The organism is Leptospira venezuelensis (genome assembly GCF_002150035.1).
GTDB classification, from domain to species: Bacteria; Spirochaetota; Leptospiria; order Leptospirales; family Leptospiraceae; genus Leptospira_B; species Leptospira_B venezuelensis.
Genome location: NZ_NETS01000011.1, coordinates 232,811 through 254,109, shown reverse-complemented (window position 1 = coordinate 254,109; position 21,299 = coordinate 232,811). Strand labels below are relative to the sequence as shown.

Sequence of the window (21,299 nt, the reverse complement as noted above, 5' to 3'; positions counted from 1 at the left end):
TTAAACGCCGATCTTTTTTTGAAGTTCTCCGCTTCTTGCCATTTCCACGACTATATCATGACCACCGATAAATTCTCCGTCAATGTATAACTGAGGAATGGTTGGCCAATTTGCGAATTCTTTGATTCCTTCTCTGACAGTCTGGTCGGAAAGAACATTAAATGAATTATAATCTGCACCAAGACTTCTGAGAACATTTGTTACTCCGGCGGAAAACCCGCACATAGGAGCATCGGGGGTTCCCTTCATAAACAGAAATACCTTTTTAGAAGCGATCAATCCTTCGATCTTACCCTGTAATTCTTTATCCATAATATTTATTCCTATCTCTTACTTATGATATCTTCGTTTCCAGTCCTAAAGCGTGGACTTCTGCCTTGAGTTCGTCTTTTAATGTTGCATACACCATTCTATGCTGTTCCACGATAGACTTTCCGGCAAATCCAGAAAACTTTACTATCGCTTTGATATGTACTCCATCGTTGTATGGATCTTGGATCTCTACTTCCGAGCCCGGAAGTCCTGATTGGATTCTTTCCCGAATTTCTTGGACAGTCATCTGTTATATCTTAGACTCTTATAGTATCAGCAGTTTTTAGAATCTCTTCCTGGACAATCTTTTTTCTAAGGGATGGAGGTCTTTAATTCCAGGGCATGCACACCCCATTCTTTTAGGAATGGGTCCATGATCTGATAAACGGAACGATGTTGTTCTAAAAGTGATTTTCCTTGGAACATAGGACTCGTGATAAATATCCGAATATGGGTGCCTCTTTTTTTACGTGTGGGATTTCCAGAATGACCTGCGTGTTGTTCTGAAAAATCCTCTATCCGTAATTCAGAAGGAGAAAGTCCTTTTCTCAGAAGCCTTTCCATTTCTATAAATATATCCTGCATTTTAGGTCCTCGTACCGAAACCACGGCTGAGTAAAAAAACGGAGAGTGAATATAGGAAAATTGTTCCAACCACCAAGAGTGTAATTGCTTCTAATGGATCAATATCACTCACGCCTAAAAAGCCGTAACGGAATGCATTTACCATGTATAGAATAGGATTGAACTTAGAAACGATCTGCCATGCTTCCGGAAGCATTTTGATAGAGTAGAATACCCCACCTAAATAGGTAAGAGGAGTAAGTATAAATGTAGGAATTATGGTAACATCGTCAAATTTTTTAGCGTAAAGCGCATTTAAAAATCCACCCATGGAGAACATCAAAGCAGAAAGTGCCACAGTTATGATTACAACACCTGCATCGTATAATTTTAATTCAGTGAAGAATAGGGAGACGATTGTTACTATAAAACCAACTAAAACTCCTCGGATCACTCCACCGATAGAATATCCGAGAACGATTAGATAAGCCGGAGTAGGGGAAACTAATAGTTCTTCAATATTCTTCCCGAATTTTGCTCCAAAGAAAGAAGATACAACATTATTGTAAGCGTTCAAAATCACTGACATCATAACAAGTCCAGGAACGATGAACTGGATATATGTGTGACCTCCTACATCTCCAATTTGAGATCCCACCAGTTTTCCAAAGATCAAAAAGTATAATGAAATTGTAATGCCTGGGGGAATTAATGTTTGGATCCAGATCCTTAGAATACGAACCGTTTCTTTCCGAACGATTGTGGAGAATGCGTTGAATTTTTCTTGGAAGTTCATAGTTTTTTCTCCACTAGTTTCAAAAATAATTCCTCCAATCTGTTCGACTTGTTTCTCATACTTGATATTTGAATTCCGCTCTTGTCTAAAAGTCGGAATAGCTCGTTTAACGAATTATTTTTACCTATATCTACTTCTAATGTCAGATCATCTACCTTATTCAAATGAAATCCGTTTAGGTCAATTGTAGAAGGAACCGGCTGTTTTAGATCCAACACAAATGTCTGAGAATCTAATTTAACCAGAAGTTCTTTCATTGAAGTGTTCTCTACAATCTTTCCTTGATCGATAATTGCGATCTTCTTACAAAGATTCTCCGCTTCTTCCAAATAATGTGTGGTGAGAATGATAGTGATGCCGGATTCATTCAGTTTTACTAAGAAATCCCAGAGAGATCTTCTGAACTCAATATCGACTCCAGCGGTTGGCTCATCTAAGATCAAAACTTTTGGATTGTGAACTAAGGCCCTTGCAATCATGAGCCTTCTTTTCATTCCGCCTGAGAGTCTACCTGCACTTTCTTTTCTTTTTTCGTATAATCCAAGTTGGCTTAAATAGTTATGGGTTCTTTCAATAGCGATCTTTCTGGAAAGACCGTAATATCCGCCCTGGTTCGCCACTATTTGTTCCACTCTTTCGAAAATATTAAAATTGAATTCTTGAGGAACCACGCCAATATAAGATTTTGCTAATGTGATGTCCGTGTCTATGTCCGCTCCGTAAATTTTCACTTCTCCAGAAGTTTTATTTACTAGGGAACTTAAGATTCCGATTGTAGTGGACTTCCCCGCACCGTTCGGACCTAAGAGGGCAAAAAAGTCCCCCTCGTCCACAGTCAGATCAATCCCTTTTAAGGCCTGCACCCCTCCGGCATAGGTCTTTACCAAATTTTTTATTTCTAAGGCTTTGTTCATCCGCGAAAAACCGCTCCAATTCTATGATTTTGAACAAGCCCTGTTTCGACAATCTTTTGGCTTTAGGAAGAGCTTAAGATTTCTCTTGCTTTCCTGGCAGCATTTCTTGCGATTTCAGGTAAAGCGGGATGAACGTAAATCATCTTTAGCAAGTCATCTAGAGTCCCACCCATGGTCATTAGGAGTATGAAAAGATGAACGAGATTGGAAGCCTCATCACCCAGGATATGAGCTCCTAATACTTTTCTCGTTTTTGGACTTACTAATATTTTGACGAATTGGTCTTCGGATAGTCTAGCCATTCCGGTGGCGCTACTGGAATATGGATTGATTGCTGAGATATATTCTACTCCTTCTTCTTTCAATTGTTGCTCAGTTTTGCCCACAGCGGCTACTTGAGGATGGGTGAATACTGAGTGGGGAACTGGTGGATATTCGACCGGAGTTCTAAGTTCGTCTAGATATAGGGTGTTAAATAGAAATTCTCCTTCAAAGTTGACCGAATGACGGAAGAAATACTTTCCTATAATATCTCCTAAAGCATATACACCGTTTGCTGTTGTCTCAAAGTATTCATTGGTTTTGATATAACCTTTTTCGTCTGTCTGAATATCTGTATGTTGGAGGTCTAACCAATCTGTATTCGGCTTTATCCCTGTCGCCACGAGGAGAGCGTCTCCTTCTAAAGTATAGGTCTCTTTAGAATTTTGGCATTCTAATCGGAAGATCCCATCTTTATAGTCCACCTTCTTAACTTCTGTGCCAAGACGAACATCTTCCCGTTTTGAAAAGGCTTTTTCGAAACCGTCTATTATATCTTTATCTTCATGAGAAAGCATTCTGTTGCGAACAATAAAAGTGGTTTTAGAACCAAATGCAGAATATGCAAATCCAAGCTCGAGACCAATATAACCTCCACCAATAACCAAAAGCCTTTTAGGAAGTTCAGTTCTTCTCAAAGCTTCTCTACTCGTCATATAAGGAGTTCCAGCAAGCCCTGGGATATCTGGGATAGAAGGTCTACAACCTGCCGCGATAAAGATTCGATCTGCAGTTAGGAGTTCATCGTTTACCTTCACAACTTTGTTCTCCACGAATCTTCCTTCGTGAGGATAAAAGTCTATATTTGGATTTTTTTCATAAGCAGGAATGATGCTATCAGAGTCAGCATCTACTGTTGCAGAAACTCTCTCTATCAAGGTTTTAAAATCTACTGAGAATGGACCTGGAATTTCTAACTGAAATTTGGAAACGTCTTTTGCTTGGGCTAATATTTCCGCAGGATATATCAGCATTTTAGAAGGGATACAACCCCTGTTCAAACAGGTTCCTCCCAAACGATCTTTTTCTAAAATTGCTACCTTATAACCAAGTTTAGAAGGAGGAGTAACTAGTTTAGTCCCTCCACCAGAGCCTATTACGAGAATATCATATTTTTTCATGCAATTAATTCAATGGAGAATGGGATGCTTCTAAACGAAAAGAAATCTTTTCAAGAGAAGCTCCGATAAATTGCAAAATTTTACCAGAGTATTCTCTCTTATTCACAAAATATTAGATATTGTTTGTACTGATTTCGGAAAAATAAAAAGAAAATATCAGAGTATCTTTTTACCATTTATCACGTAGAGATCGTAGAGCAATGAACAGGGTTTGAGGATCAGAAGCCAGGGACTGATTTCCTGTTTTACTACGTATGCCAGAAACCAGATTTTCTTTTGGATCAAATACAAGGAAGAACGGATTAAAGGTCCTTTCTTCCGAAAAATTCGTAGTCCAAAATTCTTGGTTTTCTTTCATCGATTCTGCTTTGGACAAAGCTTTGGCAGCTTCTTCATTTTTAGGATTAATTGCTAAACTGAATTTTAGATTGTTTTTGAGATAATCATGTCCTGGATATAATCTAACGTTTCCCGGAAGATTTTGGAATTCTTTCAGAACAGTTTCGTAAAGTATTTTTGGATCTCCACCTCTAGTGCAATTTCCCACGCCTGAATTAAAGATAGTGTCCCCTGTAAACACTGCGTATGGGGATCCATTTTCTATCTGTAAAAGACATACATGTGCAAACGTATGTCCCGGAGTATAAAGGACTTTGAGATACGAATTACCGTCTGGGCTTTCTAAAATTTTCTCTCCTTCTTCCAAGGAATGAGAAGCATGTGGGATCTTTCCGATCCCCGCGGGATGTGCTAACACCTTGGCTTTATATTTGGAAAACAGTCCATCATTTCCACAGGTATGATCATTATGCTCATGAGTGTTTAGGATATAATCCAGGTTCCAAGACTTCTTCGCTAAAACTTGAGAAATCTGGTCAGGATCATATGGATCTATTGAAAGAGTTTTTTGAGAGATAGGTTCTCTGATTAGATAGGTAAAATTTCGGAGAGGACTGTCTGTATAGATCCTAAGAACTTCTAACATGGATTTTAGACAAGGGCAAGAAGGGAAGATGTCCTATTGGATGATATCTAAGTGTTTGTCTAAATTTGCGATCCGTAAAATAGTCATTACGTCTCTGCTTAGGTTTCTAAGCTTGAGATGACCATGTCTTTCTGTGACGTACTTTTGGGTATTGAAAATGGCGCCGATCCCGGAGGAGTCCAGATACACGTCACCTTCGAAGTCCAGGATGATATCTTTATGGCCCTCATCAAATTGTCGAATGATGAGTTCTTTTAACGCAAATGCGTTCTTTAGGCTTACGTTCCCTTGGATCTTAACTACACAAGACCCTTGTTCTAGGGATACGTCTGTTTGAAAACCTTCCAATGAGTGGCTCCGATCTCTATTTCTCTGACTATCCTCGGGTTAAGAAAACAACGGATCTCCGAAAGAAATCTCGGAATAAATTTCCAAACCGGTAGGGAACCCGATCCAATAGACTAATTTGTGGCAAAGCGGAGGTAAACTCTTTTTTAAAGTAAAAACAGATCTAAATCTATTTCAAATAAAATAAGAAATCGCTCGCAAAAACTACTGATTCAGTAAAACTGAGTGCTCGATTTTCTACCGAAACTACGGGTTTCGGACGATATTTAAAACTGTATGCGGATCAAATTCTGGGGAGTGCGGGGCTCCATTTCTTCCCCCGTTCAGGGCGACCTGATTCGATCTAAAATTCTTAGGATACTAAGCTTGGCATCTCCGTCTGACCTCCAAAGTCCGGAGGCAATCGAGGATTTTTTAGACTCATTGGCGCTTTCCAACTGGAGCACCTACGGTGGAAATACGACCTGCATTGAGATCCGAGACAAAGAAGATAAACTTGTTATCATAGACGGTGGAACAGGACTCAGAGAACTGGGAAACTCCATCTTACACGAGGGCTACGCTTCCGGAAAGGGAAAGGCGGTTTGGATCTTCACCCATACTCATTGGGATCATATCCAAGGAATTCCATTCTTCGTTCCTTTGTACACTCCGGGCAATAAATTCGAATTTGTCAGCTCTGTTGAAAATCTAGAAGAAAGATTAAGATACCAGCATACATTCACTCATTTCCCGGTTCCTTTCGACGGTTTCCAAGCAGAGAAAATTTTCCGTCATGTTCCGGAAGGTCGGGCATTCAGAGTTACTGATTCTATTACATCGATTTCAAAGGCAGTGCGTCATCCTGGTGGAAGTTTTTCATACAGGTTTGAGGAGGATGGTAAGGCATTGATCTTCGCATCCGACGCTGAGTTCAATTTGGACGAGATGGAAAATATAGAGGATTATCTGAACTATTTCAGAGGTGCAGATGTTCTGGTTTTCGATACTCAATATACTTTCGAAGAGTCTTTACAGAAAATCGATTGGGGGCATAGTACTGCTTCCATGGCGACTGATATTGCCCTTAGAGCGAATGTTAAAAAATTAGTAATGTTTCACCATGATCCTTCTTATGATGACGAAAAATTGGATGCAGTTTATCTGCGTGCGATTAAATACAAAGAAATGTTTGATCCAGATAACCAATTAGAGATCATCATGGCAAGAGAAGGTCTGGAAATCCAAATTTAATCTTTAATTCAATCGATCAGGGAGATATCGAATGAGTGAATATATCATCGGAATAGATGCAGGTACCACAGGTATACGTACATTTTGTTTTAGTAAATCCGGGACTGTGATCTCAAGCGCATATTCCGAATTCAAACAACATTTTCCTAAACCAGGTTGGGTGGAACATGATGCCGAAGAAATCTGGGCAAAAACTGAAAAGTTGATCCTGAAAGCGATCCGCAATGGAAAGTTGAAACCGGAAAAAGCGGTAGCGATAGGGATTACCAACCAGAGAGAAACCACTGTACTATTCGATAAGGAAACTGGAGTCCCTGTTTACAACGCGATCGTATGGCAATGCCGTAGGACCTCCGACTTTTGTTCCGGATTAAAGAAAGAAGGTTTAGAGCCAACATTCAGAAGAAAAACGGGACTCGTAGTTGATGCGTATTTCAGCGGCACCAAGATTAGATGGATCTTGGATAATGTAAAAGGTGTTCGAGCAAAAGCAGAAAAAGGCAAGGTCTTATTCGGAACAATAGACACGTATCTTCTATATCGTTTGACTGCAGGTAAGTCCCATAAAACGGATCATACAAATGCCAGTAGAACTCTTATCTTTAATATCGAAAAAAAAGAATGGGACAAAGAACTATTAAAGATTCTGCAAATACCTGAAGCAATTCTTCCAGAAACCCATAATTCTTCTAGCTTATTCGGAAGAACGGAAGGTGTAAAAGGATTACCTGATGGAATTCCAATCTCTTCTTTAGTAGGGGATCAGCAGGGCGCATTATTTGGACAATTATGTACAGAACCTGGGGAAGCAAAGAATACGTATGGAACTGGATGCTTCTTATTATTCAATACAGGGAACAAATTACAAATTTCCAAAAATAATCTGATCACAACTCTTGCCTGCGGGCCCGAAGGAAAAACTGTCTATTGTTTAGAAGGTTCCATCTTCATAGGTGGTGCGGTGATTCAATATCTGAGAGACAATCTTAGGTTTTTTAAAGAATCCAAACTTTCTGAGAAGATGGCGGCATCCGTAACTAAGGATGACGAGGTAGTCTTTGTTCCAGCGTTCTCTGGACTCGGCGCTCCTTATTGGGATATGAATGCAAGAGGTGCAATCCTAGGCCTAACCAGAGATACTACTCAAGAGCAGATTACCAGAGCGGCATTAAAATCAATCGCATTACAGTCTTATGAATTAGTAGAAGCGATGGAGAATGATACAGGCTCCAAACTCAAAGTCCTAAAAGTGGATGGCGGAGCAACAGCTAATAATTGGCTTATGCAATACCAGGCAGATATTTTAGGAAAGAAGATCGTAAGGCCTTCTAACTTGGATACGACTGTATTGGGCGCCGCATATCTTGCAGGATTAGAAAGAGGTTTTTATTCTTCCGTAAATGATCTGAAGAAGAACCAAAAAACTAGTAAGGAATTCTCTCCTAAACTAAGTTCCAGTCTGAGAGAAAAAGAGATTCGAGTCTGGAAAAATTCAGTAAAAAGAATTCTTACTTCAGAATCTTGATTAGTATGAAAAAGAGAGCAGGCTGAATTCCAAAGGTTTTCTTTCGGAATTAATGCCTGCTCCAGTAATCAGTTTAGCCTGATCATATTTCGGCATCTCTAATATAGAATTAGCCGAAATTTTAAAAAATTCGTATTGATCTCTTTCCTTCTTTGAAAGATAAATATCGATTCTGATCACTTCCATATACTTTAGAATACGGAAGAGTATTTTGTCATTTGTAACTGCATAAAGTTCTATCTGGTTGCTTGTTCGATTTAGATTAAATTTTTCTCCTGACATACCTTCGAATTCTAGTTCTATTTTAGAAGTTTCTTCTTCTGCAATCTCCTTATATAATGGGAAATTTCCTTCTTCATAGTAAATCCTTCTGGAAAAACGGCTAAAAATCTCCTTTTCTACGATTTCCGGAAATGATTCTCCTTGCTCCGGTTTCTTGCTCGGGCCATCTAAGATTTGTTTCCATTTATTTTTAGAAACATTCCTCTCGACCATTTTGCGAACAGGAGGAGAGAGTTTTGGAATAGAAAATTTTAAGATCCTTTCATCCAATTTATTTAAAATAGAATTCAAGAATGGCCCATGTATTAGAGGAAGTATTTCAATGGAGAAGATCCGGTCCCTCAGAAATTTTGCGAATTCCATTTCGTGGGTAAATAGATTTGATACCAATCCTTGCTCTTCTGCAGGAGTCCCTGCATACAAGATCTTTACTAAACGAAATAGATAGGTTTTGCTTTCAGGATCAAAATACAGTTCTTCAATTTTTTGAATCACTTCCTCTTCATTCAGTTCAGGATTCACTATATCTCTAAGGGAAAGATATTTGGTAGAGAACATTCTTTTCCGGAACATTCTATATAGTGTAAACTTTCCAATTTGGACAGGGCCAATCTGGGTTTGAAGGTTTTCTCTTACGATTATAATTGGAATTGCAGGACGTCCTTTTGGAGTTCCTACAACACGGTATGGATGGAACGGATAGGATAGCTGGTGCCTTCAAATATTTCCTCAGACTCTTTTGGGAATTTTGAATCTTCTGAATAGAGCAAACCGTCTGCGAATTTCAGATAGGGGGGCGTTCTGATTGCAGAACTTGGAGTAAGTTTACGATCATATTCTAATTCATAAAGAAATTTAGGGATGAGGGCCGGTTGAGAATATAGATAAGGAAGTTCTTCTATTTGGGTTAATGGAAAGTCGTAAAAGGGAGAAATTTTAGAATGCACCCTTGCTACAGAATCAGGATTGCAAAATAGAAAATGATAGTTTTCTCCCTCGAAATAGATCATGGGAACGGAAAGGATTATTCTTCTTCGAATAGATCCGGATGTAAAACGGAAAGGCCGGGTGCTTTCATTTCCCTTTTCGAAAGTTTAGAAACCAATTGTTTCTTAAATAGAGTCCAGTCATAGGTTTGTTTTAAAGAATTTAGTTCTTCATCGAATCCATATTGTAAAAAGTCCAGCGTCTCTTCTTCCGTAAGTCCTGTGACAAGACTGCTATCAGAAACAACTCTTAAAATTTTACGAATATCTCTCTCATTCCAGACTAGGATTCCAGAAAGTCTTACGACCCAATATTCATGGTCCATTCTTACAAAATTGTCGATTATTTCCCTTTATTCAAGAGTAAATTAAGTTCTTAAAATTTTCTGACGACTAAAAGGCTCATATCGTCTTGTATTCTTCCACCTGTATGTTTCACAACGTCGGAGAATAGATCATCTATCAGTTTGCGGATATTTTTTTTGGGAGCAGTTTCCAGAAATTTATATAAATTCTCTCCATAGTATCCGCCAATACTTCTATTTTTTTGTTCAAAAAGCCCGTCGGTAAAACAAAATAAAATATCGTCTCTATCCATTTTAAAAATTTGAGAAGGTTTCGGCTTTTTGAGAGGAGAATTCATAACTGTAGATAGGAATTTTCCGTCTGTACTTACAACATACGTTTTGTCTTCCTTGCTCTTATAAAGAACCAAACTTGGATGTATCCCTGAATGTAGAAAATTTCCTTTTATATCCGCCTTCATCAAAAGAAAAGTAGCATAAAGACTACGGTGGATATGCGGAAATGTGTTTGTTCTTTCTTCCAAATGTTCCAGCATCTGATCAATGATCTCATGAGGGGTTTCGAATTTATGGACTAAGTGGCTCATTTGGTTCATGATCATTAAGCTAAACAGCCCAGCCACATATCCGTGACCTGATGTATCTCCAATTCCCATCCAATAATTTCCATCTTTGTCTTTTAAAAAATTATAGAAGTCTCCGCCGATAGGATTGTATGTCATACATCTTCCGCGGATCTCATAATTTTCATCCACATAGTCCAGAGGGAGAACGTAGTTTTGCATTCTACTATCTCCTCGACGGAAACGTTTGATGATCTTTCCAAACTCTTGTTCTCTAGGTAGGATCTTCTCAGTTAAAAACAAAACGAATGCGGAAAAATTAATGAATAGAGTAAAACAACATACTAAAAGTAAAACGATCGGAATTCTAACAGGTGGAGTGTAAAATTTAAGTCCTATTGCCAAACTACCCAAAACAGAAAGATTTAGCACGATCAAAACCGGCCAGGCGTCCTTCATATACTGTTTGATCGTAGTGGAGCTTCTCATCTTACTTTAAAATAGGCATGGCCTTGGTATTCCTTCTTGGAATAATTCCTGCGTGCAATACGGAATAATTCGTCTTCTGCATAAGGTGTATTTGTTCCTTCTACAACTCCAAAAGGTTTCTCTCTATAGCCGGATTCGTAGATCATCGGAATTAAGGAATCGTTAGAAGGATCGTAATGATACAATAGTTTGTGAGAAGTTTCCAGGAAATTTATTTCAGGACCTGAGATTTGTTTTCCATCTTCCCAGACAGATTCTTCATTTTTGATTCTTTGGGTAATTAGGAGTAGCCAGTTTCCTCTGGACTCGTATTTTCCTGATCCTTCTATTTGGATGCGACGGATTTTTCCTTTTTCTTCGATCTCCCTCAAGTAGTACTTTTGGAAAGATTTTTCTGAATTAGAAAATTCCAATCTTTCTGATTGGTTTTCCTTATAAGTTACTGAAGTTAAAGGAGAGAAGGGAGGAAGCTTTTTGCTGTAAATTCCCTTTAAGGTTATATCGCTCGAAGACTCTGGTTTTTCTGGGAGTTCTCTGATCCAAGAAGGAGGAAAACATCCAGTAAAAAGTAAAAGAAATACTAGTATTCTTAAAACTGTAAGTAGATCTTTCATTGGAAATTCAGGGAAAAGAAAATTATATTATTTGCAAGTTTCTAATCCGCTTTTACTTCCAAAATCCGCTTAAGGCCGGATAAAGGCAAACCGTAAATCTTCTAATCGCCTATACCAAACTTACAAAAGCCCGGTGGTAAAATATCAGAACTGGAAGTAAATGAATTCTCCGCCCCCGTCCCCGAATATACCCATTAGTAAAAGTATAATTACGGAGAAAGAAGGTAATAACCAGCGGAATCGGATCTGTATTTTTTCTCTGATGCTTGGGTAATATTGAACCGCATTCCAGAAAAAGGTAAACAGAATAAATACTGCCAATTCTTCCCAACGTACCATCGCCTTTCCGCCTACGATATTTAAGAAACCTGTAAAATAGTCCCAGGCTAAATTGAGAGAGTTTTTACCAGCAGCCGCAGTTCGAAAGAAAATACCTGAGATCGCAAATAAATGAACGATCAATGCCACTTTCCAAAAACGTTTCCATCCTCTTGGTTCTTCCTCTTTTTTAGGATCACCAGGGGAGAAGAATCTTTCCACTCCTAAGATCAAACCTAAATAAGCTCCCCAAAGCACATAGCCGAAGTTTGCTCCATGCCATAGACCACCTAAGGTCATTGTTATCATGGAATTACCTTGAGTTCTCCAGAAGCCACCTCTGCTTCCACCTAATGGAATATAAAGATAATCTCTGAGCCAAGTGGATAAGGTTACATGCCAACGTCCCCAGAACTCTCTGAAACTAGGAGAAAGGAAAGGTCCTCTGAAGTTTTCAGGAATTTCGTAACCAAGTAAATATGCGGAACCTCTTGCCATATCAGTGTATCCGCTGAAATCACAATATACCTGGCAGGCAAACCCGAATGTTACTAGATACAAACTGAAAAAATTATATTCTCCCGGATGCTGATAGATCCCGGAGATTATCCCAGAGATATTATCTGCGATCACTACTTTCTTAAACAAACCGGAAAGAATGAGAAAGATCCCCCATTGTACACGATTGAAATCGATTGCAGGTTTATCTAGTTTAGGTAGAAAGTCAGTAGTTCTCATGATCGGCCCTGCGATCAATTGTGGGAAGAATAGAATAAATAAGAAATAATCTAAAGAAGAGATCCTTTCGGGAACATGGTCCCTGTGAATGTCCACTTGCAGAGCGATCAATTGGAATGTATAAAAGCTGATCGCAAGTGGAAGGGGAATATGGATCCCTTTTCCAAATTCTGAAAATTTCAAAGTCCCAGTAAAGAAGTCCAGCGAATCCAGAAAGAAATAGAAATATTTGAAGAATGCTAGGTTAACAAAATTAAGAACTATGATCCAAGTCAGAAGTTTGGATGTAGACTTACCTTCTCTTTTTTTCTCCCAAAGTTTTAGAGAAAAATAGAAGTTCACTGCGATCACTAACAAGAAATGGATCGAAAATGCGGCCCCAGAATAAAAATAAAAAAGAAGAGAAGAAACTAAAAGTACAGGTTTTCTTCCTTTTTGAGGGAGACTCCAATACAACAAGAAAGTGAGCGAAAATAAAGCTAGATAGGGAAGGGAGTTAAAAAGCATTTTAGAATTATTTTATAAAAACCTTATTCGGGTGAGAATAGATAATGCAATTTATGATCTGGAGAGATCCGGAAAGGTAGTAATGATTCCAAAATTGTAGGGCCAGTTCCAGTATCACTGTCTATTTGATAGAAGTTTTCTGGCTGAACACCCTTATACGAATAGAATACTATCTTAGGAGTTTGGGAAGAAGAAGCCCTGTAACCTGGAAGTTTAGTCACTTGGACGACGGCGTCTTCGAAATAACCAATAGAATCAATAAGCCCTGTTTCTAATGCTTGGTTCGCTGAGTAAATTCTTCCATCTGCTAGTTTTCTAAGGTCTGCTTCTTTTAATTTAGGTCTTCCTTTTTTGATAATACTCAAAAACCTTTCATAATTCTCCATGATAATGTCTTGGAAAACTTTCTTTTGCTCCGGTGTGAATTCTTCCACTGGATTTCCAGTCGCTTTGTTTGGACCAGAACGAATTGTGCTACTCTTAATGCCAAGTTTGTCTAATGCTTCCTTGGCGTTGATCCCGAATCTAAGAACTCCAATGGAACCTGTAATCGTAGTAGGATGCGCTTGGATATGATCGGTTGCCATACTCAGATAATATGCACCTGAAGCAGCAGTGTCCATGAATAGGGAAAGGACAGGCACATTCTTCTTCTTTTTAAATTCTAAAATTTCATGATGGATTAGATCGCTCGCAGTTACGGAACCGCCGGGAGAATCTATTTTTAAGATCACACCTTTGATAGCAGGATCTAATGCTGCCATAGATAAATAGGTTTTGATCCTGCTGACTATGCTGTCCTTCTCTCCGCCTAAGAGTCCTCCTGAGGATTTTTGTCCGGAGATCTCTCCTTCAATTGGAATAAGTAATATTTTATCAGGGCTATCTGTAGAAGAACCGGTGACTAATTTTTCTTTGGGGATAGGAGAAGTTTGGTTCGGAAAAGAAAGAAACAAACATTGGCTTAAAAACAAGATTCCTAATACAAATAGAATGGATTTGTGGAACAGGAATTTCATCGGCAAGCCTCAAGCCCATTCTGGGAGCCCTGGGTATCGCTTCAATTCCTTTCCTTTCGAATAGACGCCCAAAAAAAAGTCTCAGATCCGTTTTTTACTTTCCCTCTCAGCTAGTTTTCCCAACCTCCTTCCCGCAATGTATGAATTTCGGACGGAGAACTCTCGTTTTTTGACCGACGGTACCCAATGGTTTTCTTGGGACTGGACTCATCCAATTACAAAGGAAAGTTTTCCTATTATTCTTCCTTATAATAAAAACATAAGTATATTCGAATCCGGTAATTTTCTCATGTTCCCTTGGGTGAATCGATATGCTTCTACAGAATTCATTCTAAATGGAAAAGATTGGAATGCCAAGGAAATGATCAGAGATTCCAATCAATTCCCTGTTCATGGAATCGTACATTCTCTAGAGAGAAAACTTCTAAAACTGAAGAATAACCAAAAGGGAGCAGAGTTCAGGGTGAACTTTCCAGAAGATTGGAAAGATTCTCCACTTTCGGGAATTGCTATCAGAGAAGAATATTCAATCGAAGAGACTTCTTCCGGGACTCTTCTGAGTGTGAAGACTAAATTTAATAATTTAAGGTCTGATTCTATCCGATTTGCTTACGGTTATCATCCTTATATAAATTTAGGAAAAAATGATGAAGAATGGAAACTCCGTCTTCAGTTGGATAAAAATTTGGAATTAGGAGAGAATCTAGTTCCAATCCAACCTTTTATTTCTAATCCGATTTCTTCTGTTTTGGAAGGAGAGAAGATCCCGACTTTAGATCATTTGTTCTATGGAAAAGAACCTAGAGTTATTTTGGAAAATGAATCTAAAAAGTATTCTATCACGATCCTAAGTCCTCCGCCAGATGAAGGACAGATTCCATTAAATTATTATCAAATTTATACAAAACCAGATCGATCTGCAATTGCAGTCGAACCTTGTAGCTCTCCAGGCAATGCACTTTTGTCCGGACAGGATCTGAAGGAGCTAAAAGGTCACTCCGAAACCTTCGGAGAATTCAGGATTCTGGTGAGAGCGTCATGATTCGGCCTTATAATCGCTTTCTTCTTGACAAGGAGGGGGTCATTTTCAGTCTAAGTTTTAGGGGAGATTCCACGCCGTGAGTAAACCGTTAATCGTACAAAGTGATAAGACTATGCTTTTAGAGGTGGATAATCCTGAATTCGAAGCCTGCCAGCTAGTCGTAGCTAAATTCGCGGAATTAGAAAAAAGTCCGGAATATCTACACACTTATAGAATTTCTCCTCTTTCCTTGTGGAACGCTGCGTCTATCAAAATGAGTGCAGATGAGATCGTAGAATGTTTGGAAAAATATTCTAGATACTCGGTTCCGAAAAACGTAGTCAACGAGATCAAAGAACAGATTGGAAGATACGGAAAAGTAAAACTAGTCAAGGAAGAGAATGGAGATCTTTGTATCATCTCCAACGAAAAAGGATTTTTACAAGAGATCTCTAACCATAGAGCGGTCCAGCCGTATATAGAAAAGACTGAGAACGATAAGATCTATATTAAAAAAGAATTCAGAGGCCATATTAAACAGGCTCTGATCAAGATTGGTTTCCCTGTAGAGGACCTTGCAGGTTACGACGAAGGAAACAAATACGGATTTAATCTAAGGCCTACTACCAAGTCCGGTAGAAAGTTCGGAATGAGAGACTACCAAAGAGCCTCTGTGGAAGTATTCCATGCTGGCGGTGGTAACGAAGGTGGGTCCGGAGTAGTTGTTCTTCCCTGCGGTGCTGGTAAGACCATCGTAGGTATCGGTGTAATGCAGATCGTGGGAGCGGAAACTCTCATCCTAGTCACGAACACACTCTCCATTCGCCAGTGGAAAAACGAAATTTTAGACAAAACTGATATTCCTGAATCTGATATTGGGGAATACTCTGGAGAAGTGAAGGAGATCAAACCGATCACAATCGCTACTTATAATATTCTCACACACAGAAAGAAGAAGGGAGGTGATTTCACTCACTTCCATCTATTCAGTGCGAATAACTGGGGACTGATCGTTTATGACGAGGTTCACTTACTTCCTGCTCCTGTATTCAGAATGACTTCCGAATTACAGGCAAAAAGAAGATTGGGACTCACTGCGACTTTGGTTCGAGAAGATGGGTTGGAAGAGGATGTATTCAGTCTCATCGGACCTAAAAAATACGATGTACCATGGAAGGAACTGGAAAGTAAATCTTGGATCGCGGAAGCAAAATGTAAAGAGATCCGTGTTTCCATGGAAGACGATCTTCGCATGAGATATTCTATCGCAGACGATAGGGAGAAGTTCCGCTTAGCTTCGGAAAACCCTGAGAAGTTGAAAGCGATCGGAATGATCATGAAAAAACACTCAGAGTCTCATCTACTCGTGATTGGGCAGTACATCAATCAGTTGGAAGAGATTTCTAAGGCCTTCAAAATTCCTCTAATTACAGGAAAAACTCCTTTGGGAGAAAGACAGGAATTATACGATGCGTTCAGATCGGGTAGGATTAAGTCACTAGTCGTTAGTAAGGTGGCAAACTTCTCTATTGACTTGCCGGATGCGAATATCGCAATCCAGGTTTCCGGAACCTTCGGTTCTCGTCAGGAAGAGGCACAACGTTTGGGCCGAATTCTGAGACCAAAAGGTGAGGATAATACTGCTGTATTCTATTCTTTGATCTCGAGAGATACGAACGAAGAAAGATTCGGTCAGAACAGACAACTTTTCCTTACAGAACAAGGTTACGAATACGAAATATATACTCTAGACCAATTCAGAGAATCTCTCGAAGAAAAAGTCGGAGCACAATAAAAAAAGAGGTCTAAATGGAATGGAATGCAAGAAGGCTGGATGTGATCGAGCCTTCACCCACTTTAGCAATCAGCGCTAAGGCGGCAGAACTAAAAAAGAAAGGCGAAGACATCGTAAGTTTCGGAGCAGGCGAACCTGATTTCGAGACACCGGCCCATATTAAAGAGGCTGCTAAAAAAGCGATCGATAAGGGCATGACCCGTTACACCGCTGTTTCCGGAACGGTGGAACTACGAGACGCAATCATCACTAAATTCAAAAGAGATAATGGGCTGGAATATTCCAGAAACCAGATCATTGTAGGAACAGGCGGAAAGCAGGTTATCTATAATTTCTTCTTAGCTACCTTAAATCCAGGAGACGAGGTTGTGATCCCGGCTCCTTATTGGGTAAGTTACGCAGATATAGTACGTCTGGCAGAAGGTAAGGCGGTTATTGTTCCTACTAGCAAGGCAGACAACTTCAGAATTTCTCCAGCACAATTAGAGAAAGCGATTACTCCTAAAACAAAGGTAGTGGTTCTAAACTCTCCATCCAACCCAACAGGTTCTGCATATTCTAGAAAGGAATTAGAAGCAATCGGAGAAGTGATCTTAAAACATAAGGTCATGGTCCTAAGCGACGATATCTACGAGAGCATTGTTTTTGACGGATTCCAATTTTCGAATCTGGCAATGCTTTCTCCTGAACTAAAAGAGCTTACATTTGTTGCGAATGGTGTGTCCAAAGCATACTCCATGACAGGTTGGAGGATCGGTTATGGTGCAGGACCTTTGCATATTATCCAGAACATGGATACGATCCAAAGTCAGTCTACATCCAATCCTTCTTCTATCTCCCAAGCTGCCGCAGAAGCTGCGCTGAATGGAGATCAGGCTTGTGTAGGTGAGATGGCAAAAGCATTCCAGAAGAGAAGGGACCTGATCGTAGGACTTTTAAATGAGATTCCAGGTGTAGAAGTGAATGTTCCTCAAGGTGCATTCTATGTATTCCCGTACTTGACTGGAGCTTATGAAACTGACGGTTTCAAAAAACTCCAAGCTGCAAGTTCAGAGACAAGCAAGAGTAAATTATTCTGTGCTCATCTTTTGGATAAGTATAAAGTAGCTGCGGTCCCAGGGATAGCATTCGGCGACGATAATGCACTTCGTCTATCTTATGCAATGGGAGAAGAAGATATCAAAAAAGGTGTCGCAAGAATCTCCGAAATGGTAAAGGATTTCTCCCGTTAAAAGAATGTATATCCGTCGGTTAGTATATCTAATACTGATCGCGACCTGTACATTCTCCATTTCTCCGCAAGGCAGAAAGCAGTACATCGTTTTAGATCCGGGAACGGAACTTTATCTGTTCCCGGAAAAAAAATCGGAAGTGCTACGTAAACTTTCCTTCGGCGAAATTCTTTCAGCAGAAAATCAAAAAGAAGCAGATTCCAAATTCCAATTACTCACTGATAAAGATGGACTCACCGGTTGGGTGGATTCTCGTGCTCTTTTTAAGATGGGATATAAGGGAAGTTATTCCGTTATCACAAAGGCTATCGAAAAACTTTTATACCAAGACTCTGGACCAAACGAATTAGAATCCGTTTTTACCTATTTAACAAAAATAGAAGAAGGTCCCATCTTCCAAGGAAACGAGTATTTGTTCCTGAAGATCCGTAGATTAGTGGTTCTACAAAGATACGCAGAAGTTCTACAATCACCAGAATACAGATCCAAATCGAGACAAAAATTAGAAGATCTATTAAAGAATAATCCTACAGAGCTTGGCGTATATTCTAAAACAGGAACCTGGACAGATACATTATCAAATGCTCCAGAAGGTTCTAAACTAAAAGTTAGACCGGAAACTTTTTGGAAAGTAGCGGAAGCTTATCCAAATTCTAAACCGGGAGATTTCGCTGCATACTTGGCTGTAAAATATACACCTGAGATAAGATGCGGCCGGGATCCAATTTGTGTTTTGCAAGACGAAGAAAACCGCAGATTAAAATATCTGCTTCTTCAACCAAATGGGAACTATGCCCCTATATTCTCTTCTCATTTAGAAAAACGACTTCTTCATTTTTCTAAAGATAGAGAAACCTTAGTTTGTGATACCAAACTTCCTAAAGAATCGGGCCTTAAAAATTTCAGGACTAAAGTGCAAGAGCTCCCCGCAAGATACGGAAAGAAGTTTTACTCTAAGCTCAGAGTAATAGAAGAGGAATGTTTAAAGAAGTGAAACTTTTCTTTAAAGAATATCCTGCAAAAGAAAATGCAAAACTTACTACACCTATCCTAATATTACACGGACTATTCGGCTCTTCTAAAAACTGGGTAAGCGTTTCCGATTTTTTAAGTTCTTATTCTAATGTGTACAGCCTGGATCTCCGGAACCACGGTGATTCTCCACATTCTTCTGAACATTCTTTGAGCGCAATGGCAGAAGATGTAAAAGAATTTATTGAAGATCGTAACTTTGATAAAGTCATTCTACTTGGACATTCTATGGGAGGTCTGGTCGCAATGGCATTTGCACTCAGATATTCCGAAAAAGTAGAAGATCTCATCATCCAAGATATTGCACCTAGAGATTATGAATTCAGATACGAAGGGGAACTTGCAGTTTTAAGAACGGATCTTTCTAATTTTAAGAACAGACAAGAAATTGATTCGGCGACTTCTAAATTTGTAACCAATCCTTTTATTCGTAATTTTTTGCTCATGAATCTGGATAGAACCGAATCTGGGCTATACCGCTGGAAATTGAATGTGGACGCAATCTCTCATTCTAAAAATATGTTTCAGGCGGAGTTTTCAGGCGCCGACAAACAATATTCTGGAAAAGTGATATTTATTATCGGCGGAGACTCTGAATATTTTCATACAAGTGATAAGATTGTATGTTTAGAATATTTTCCGAATGCTCAATTTGAAACAATCTCAGGTGGGGATCATTATATCCATTTTACAAAAGCAGAAGAATTTCGTAAGATTCTTACTAGCTTTATGGATTCTATTGTTTCCGATTCGGGAAGATAAATCCTGCTATTAAAGCGAAACTCCAGAACAAGATCATTCCAAGTGGAACTAGAACTGTGAAATTATAGTTCTTCAAGGTTCCTGAAATTCCAGTTATTAAGATAGAACCTGCGAGCGCTAAGGCTAAACCCAAATCAGAAACAGTGATTCTTTTTCGCAAGAACGGGATTACTTCGGATAGGAACACAGCAACCATCGATCCGACTGTGAAAGATGAGATTTTTAATCCCAATTCCAGGAGTCCTTTGGTATAATTTTCGGGTAGGGAAAAAAAGAAGAAGGAACTAAAAAAAAGTAAAATCCCAAAGAATAGGGAAGAAAGTTTCTGTCCTCCCAAATTCCATCCGAAGTCTGCTTTCGCTGTTAAAGATAGGGAGTTTATAGAACTGGATAATGTAGACATTGTGGATGCTAAGATTCCAGAAAGTAGAAGTCCTAAAAATGGTGCTGGAACTTCTTCTATTAAAAATTTGGAAAATACCTTGTCTTGAGCGATTGTCTGTCCATTAAACTTATAGTATAAGAACGTTCCAATCGCCAGGAATAAAATCATTTGGAAGAAGACCGCAATCCCGGAGCCGACCATTGCCTTTTGAGCATCCTTTACGTTTCGTGCGGCTAAGGATCTTTGGATAAACATTTGGTCTGCGCCATGAGTTCCTAGACTAAGTAACGCTCCTCCCAAGACAGCCCAAGGCAAGAAGTAGGTCGCTGAACTATTTTCCCATTCTAAAAACTTAAGTTTATTTCCTTCCCAAGCGGAGGAAATAATTGTTAAAGGTTCTGGACTCGATTGGTAGAGTAGAACGAGAGCGAATACTCCTCCAAACACATATACAAAATATTGTAATGTATCGACCCAAACAACGGATCTGAACCCACCTTGCATTGTATATAAAACAGTGATCAAGGTTACTATTGCTAATGTCCAAACTCCGATCGAATATTGACTAAACGAATAGGGTAGAATTTTTGGGAGTCCTAGCTCTAATAACATTGCTACAGGAAGTGTGGATGCATAAAGTCGAACTCCATCTCCCAAAATTCGAGTGACTGAAAACAAACCTGACATTGTTTTTTGGGACTTTCTCCCGAATCTGGTTCCGACCCATTCGTAAACTGAAAGAAAATTATGATGATAGGTGAGCGGGATGAGAACTAATGCAACGACTGTTCTTCCTAAAATATATCCAAAAACAACCTGTAAGAAAGTAAAGTTTCCTGAATAAGCAATTCCAGGAACGGAAAGAAAGGTCAATGCAGAGGTTTCCGTCGCTACAATGGAAAGTGAAAGTGGAACCCAAGAGATAGATCTGTTCGCTAAGAAGAATTCCTTGGATTCTGAACTATTACGTCCGGATTTATAACCAGAATAAAGAACGATCCCAAAATAAAAAAATAGAACCAAAGCATCGGACCAAGCAAAATGCATACGCGAGCATTCTTTCTTCTGCGAACCTAAGCGCAAATCAGAATTCTTTCTATTTTAGAAAAGCAAATGACGATCGGAGAATTTC

General features: G+C 39.2%; 21 protein-coding genes and 1 pseudogene. 7 read left to right on the top strand and 15 right to left on the bottom strand.

Going from position 1 to position 21,299, the window contains the following annotated elements; translation table 11 throughout:
- The 8 genes from grxD to B1C82_RS17355 form a co-directional block, all read right to left on the bottom strand.
- Positions 1–312 carry a Grx4 family monothiol glutaredoxin gene (gene grxD, locus B1C82_RS17390; protein WP_086448862.1) on the bottom strand — a complete coding sequence of 104 codons (312 nt, stop codon included), beginning with the start codon at positions 310–312 and terminating at the stop codon, positions 1–3.
- A 22-nt stretch (positions 313–334) separates the two neighbouring features.
- The gene (locus tag B1C82_RS17385; protein ID WP_086448861.1) at positions 335–559 is read right to left on the bottom strand and encodes a BolA/IbaG family iron-sulfur metabolism protein; all 225 of its coding nucleotides are present in this window, start codon (positions 557–559) and stop codon (positions 335–337) included.
- A 65-nt stretch (positions 560–624) separates the two neighbouring features.
- Positions 625–897: a BolA family protein gene (locus tag B1C82_RS17380; protein WP_086448860.1), complete on the bottom strand. Its 273-nt coding sequence runs from the start codon at positions 895–897 to the stop codon at positions 625–627.
- A gap of 1 nt (position 898) precedes the next feature.
- Entirely contained in the window at positions 899–1,672 is a 774-nt protein-coding gene (locus B1C82_RS17375; RefSeq protein ID WP_086448859.1) for an ABC transporter permease, read from the bottom strand.
- Positions 1,669–2,586, bottom strand: a complete 918-nt coding sequence (locus B1C82_RS17370; RefSeq protein ID WP_086448858.1) for an ABC transporter ATP-binding protein — start codon at positions 2,584–2,586, stop codon at positions 1,669–1,671. The genes B1C82_RS17375 and B1C82_RS17370 overlap by 4 nt, the downstream gene beginning before the upstream one ends.
- Positions 2,587–2,648: 62 nt before the next feature.
- Entirely contained in the window at positions 2,649–4,028 is a 1,380-nt protein-coding gene (locus B1C82_RS17365; RefSeq protein WP_086448857.1) for a dihydrolipoyl dehydrogenase, read from the bottom strand.
- A gap of 169 nt (positions 4,029–4,197) precedes the next feature.
- Complete coding sequence (locus B1C82_RS17360; RefSeq protein ID WP_086448856.1) at positions 4,198–5,013, bottom strand: hydroxyacylglutathione hydrolase; 816 nt, start codon at positions 5,011–5,013, stop codon at positions 4,198–4,200.
- 33 nt (positions 5,014–5,046) lie between these two features.
- A complete protein-coding gene (locus B1C82_RS17355; protein WP_020768055.1) occupies positions 5,047–5,361 on the bottom strand; it encodes an STAS domain-containing protein in 315 nt (104 codons plus the stop codon).
- 276 nt (positions 5,362–5,637) lie between these two features.
- Between B1C82_RS17355 and B1C82_RS17350 the strand changes: the two genes are divergently transcribed.
- Positions 5,638–6,594, top strand: a complete 957-nt coding sequence (locus B1C82_RS17350) for an MBL fold metallo-hydrolase (protein ID WP_086448855.1) — start codon at positions 5,638–5,640, stop codon at positions 6,592–6,594.
- A gap of 31 nt (positions 6,595–6,625) precedes the next feature.
- Positions 6,626–8,119: a glycerol kinase GlpK gene (gene glpK, locus B1C82_RS17345; RefSeq protein WP_086448854.1), complete on the top strand. Its 1,494-nt coding sequence runs from the start codon at positions 6,626–6,628 to the stop codon at positions 8,117–8,119.
- Here glpK and B1C82_RS17340 read toward each other — a convergent pair.
- The 6 genes and pseudogenes from B1C82_RS17340 to sppA form a co-directional block, all read right to left on the bottom strand.
- Positions 8,120–9,411 (bottom strand): annotated as a pseudogene (locus B1C82_RS17340) (hypothetical protein).
- A 14-nt stretch (positions 9,412–9,425) separates the two neighbouring features.
- Positions 9,426–9,713, bottom strand: coding sequence for a hypothetical protein (locus tag B1C82_RS17335; protein WP_086448853.1), 288 nt, complete (start codon positions 9,711–9,713; stop codon positions 9,426–9,428).
- 50 nt (positions 9,714–9,763) lie between these two features.
- Positions 9,764–10,744 (bottom strand): PP2C family protein-serine/threonine phosphatase, encoded by a 981-nt coding sequence (locus B1C82_RS17330; RefSeq protein ID WP_086448852.1) that lies wholly within the window; start codon positions 10,742–10,744, stop codon positions 9,764–9,766.
- On the bottom strand, positions 10,741–11,358 hold the full coding sequence (locus B1C82_RS17325) for a hypothetical protein (RefSeq protein ID WP_086448851.1): 618 nt from the start codon (positions 11,356–11,358) through the stop codon (positions 10,741–10,743). Before B1C82_RS17325 ends, B1C82_RS17330 begins: the two co-directional genes overlap by 4 nt.
- 144 nt (positions 11,359–11,502) lie before the next feature.
- Positions 11,503–12,921, bottom strand: coding sequence for an MBOAT family O-acyltransferase (locus B1C82_RS17320; protein WP_086448850.1), 1,419 nt, complete (start codon positions 12,919–12,921; stop codon positions 11,503–11,505).
- 23 nt (positions 12,922–12,944) lie between these two features.
- On the bottom strand, positions 12,945–13,940 hold the full coding sequence (sppA, locus tag B1C82_RS17315) for a signal peptide peptidase SppA (protein WP_086448849.1): 996 nt from the start codon (positions 13,938–13,940) through the stop codon (positions 12,945–12,947).
- A gap of 169 nt (positions 13,941–14,109) precedes the next feature.
- Between sppA and B1C82_RS17310 the strand changes: the two genes are divergently transcribed.
- The 5 genes from B1C82_RS17310 to B1C82_RS17290 all read left to right on the top strand — a co-directional run bounded on the left by B1C82_RS17310 (position 14,110) and on the right by B1C82_RS17290 (position 19,782).
- Complete coding sequence (locus B1C82_RS17310) at positions 14,110–14,982, top strand: aldose epimerase family protein (protein WP_086448848.1); 873 nt, start codon at positions 14,110–14,112, stop codon at positions 14,980–14,982.
- Between the two features lie 76 nt (positions 14,983–15,058).
- Positions 15,059–16,756: a DNA repair helicase XPB gene (locus tag B1C82_RS17305; RefSeq protein ID WP_086448847.1), complete on the top strand. Its 1,698-nt coding sequence runs from the start codon at positions 15,059–15,061 to the stop codon at positions 16,754–16,756.
- Between the two features lie 14 nt (positions 16,757–16,770).
- A complete protein-coding gene (locus B1C82_RS17300) occupies positions 16,771–17,988 on the top strand; it encodes a pyridoxal phosphate-dependent aminotransferase (protein ID WP_086448846.1) in 1,218 nt (405 codons plus the stop codon).
- A gap of 4 nt (positions 17,989–17,992) precedes the next feature.
- Positions 17,993–18,982, top strand: coding sequence for a hypothetical protein (locus B1C82_RS17295; protein ID WP_086448845.1), 990 nt, complete (start codon positions 17,993–17,995; stop codon positions 18,980–18,982).
- On the top strand, positions 18,967–19,782 hold the full coding sequence (locus tag B1C82_RS17290) for an alpha/beta fold hydrolase (RefSeq protein ID WP_086448844.1): 816 nt from the start codon (positions 18,967–18,969) through the stop codon (positions 19,780–19,782). The genes B1C82_RS17295 and B1C82_RS17290 overlap by 16 nt, the downstream gene beginning before the upstream one ends.
- Here the strand turns inward: B1C82_RS17290 and B1C82_RS17285 are convergent.
- Positions 19,757–21,214, bottom strand: coding sequence for a sodium:solute symporter family transporter (locus B1C82_RS17285; RefSeq protein WP_086448843.1), 1,458 nt, complete (start codon positions 21,212–21,214; stop codon positions 19,757–19,759). The genes B1C82_RS17290 and B1C82_RS17285 overlap by 26 nt on opposite strands.
- Positions 21,215–21,299 lie beyond the last annotated feature (85 nt).

Coding starts and splice junctions, on each gene's coding strand:
- grxD (WP_086448862.1), bottom strand. CDS start 312: ATGGATAAAGAATTACAGGGTAAGATCGAAGGATTGATCGCTTCTAAA.
- B1C82_RS17385 (WP_086448861.1), bottom strand. CDS start 559: ATGACTGTCCAAGAAATTCGGGAAAGAATCCAATCAGGACTTCCGGGC.
- B1C82_RS17380 (WP_086448860.1), bottom strand. CDS start 897: ATGCAGGATATATTTATAGAAATGGAAAGGCTTCTGAGAAAAGGACTT.
- B1C82_RS17375 (WP_086448859.1), bottom strand. CDS start 1,672: ATGAACTTCCAAGAAAAATTCAACGCATTCTCCACAATCGTTCGGAAA.
- B1C82_RS17370 (WP_086448858.1), bottom strand. CDS start 2,586: ATGAACAAAGCCTTAGAAATAAAAAATTTGGTAAAGACCTATGCCGGA.
- B1C82_RS17365 (WP_086448857.1), bottom strand. CDS start 4,028: ATGAAAAAATATGATATTCTCGTAATAGGCTCTGGTGGAGGGACTAAA.
- B1C82_RS17360 (WP_086448856.1), bottom strand. CDS start 5,013: ATGTTAGAAGTTCTTAGGATCTATACAGACAGTCCTCTCCGAAATTTT.
- B1C82_RS17350 (WP_086448855.1), top strand. CDS start 5,638: ATGCGGATCAAATTCTGGGGAGTGCGGGGCTCCATTTCTTCCCCCGTT.
- glpK (WP_086448854.1), top strand. CDS start 6,626: ATGAGTGAATATATCATCGGAATAGATGCAGGTACCACAGGTATACGT.
- B1C82_RS17335 (WP_086448853.1), bottom strand. CDS start 9,713: ATGGACCATGAATATTGGGTCGTAAGACTTTCTGGAATCCTAGTCTGG.
- B1C82_RS17330 (WP_086448852.1), bottom strand. CDS start 10,744: ATGAGAAGCTCCACTACGATCAAACAGTATATGAAGGACGCCTGGCCG.
- B1C82_RS17325 (WP_086448851.1), bottom strand. CDS start 11,358: ATGAAAGATCTACTTACAGTTTTAAGAATACTAGTATTTCTTTTACTT.
- B1C82_RS17320 (WP_086448850.1), bottom strand. CDS start 12,921: ATGCTTTTTAACTCCCTTCCCTATCTAGCTTTATTTTCGCTCACTTTC.
- sppA (WP_086448849.1), bottom strand. CDS start 13,940: ATGAAATTCCTGTTCCACAAATCCATTCTATTTGTATTAGGAATCTTG.
- B1C82_RS17300 (WP_086448846.1), top strand. CDS start 16,771: ATGGAATGGAATGCAAGAAGGCTGGATGTGATCGAGCCTTCACCCACT.
- B1C82_RS17295 (WP_086448845.1), top strand. CDS start 17,993: ATGTATATCCGTCGGTTAGTATATCTAATACTGATCGCGACCTGTACA.
- B1C82_RS17290 (WP_086448844.1), top strand. CDS start 18,967: ATGTTTAAAGAAGTGAAACTTTTCTTTAAAGAATATCCTGCAAAAGAA.
- B1C82_RS17285 (WP_086448843.1), bottom strand. CDS start 21,214: ATGCATTTTGCTTGGTCCGATGCTTTGGTTCTATTTTTTTATTTTGGG.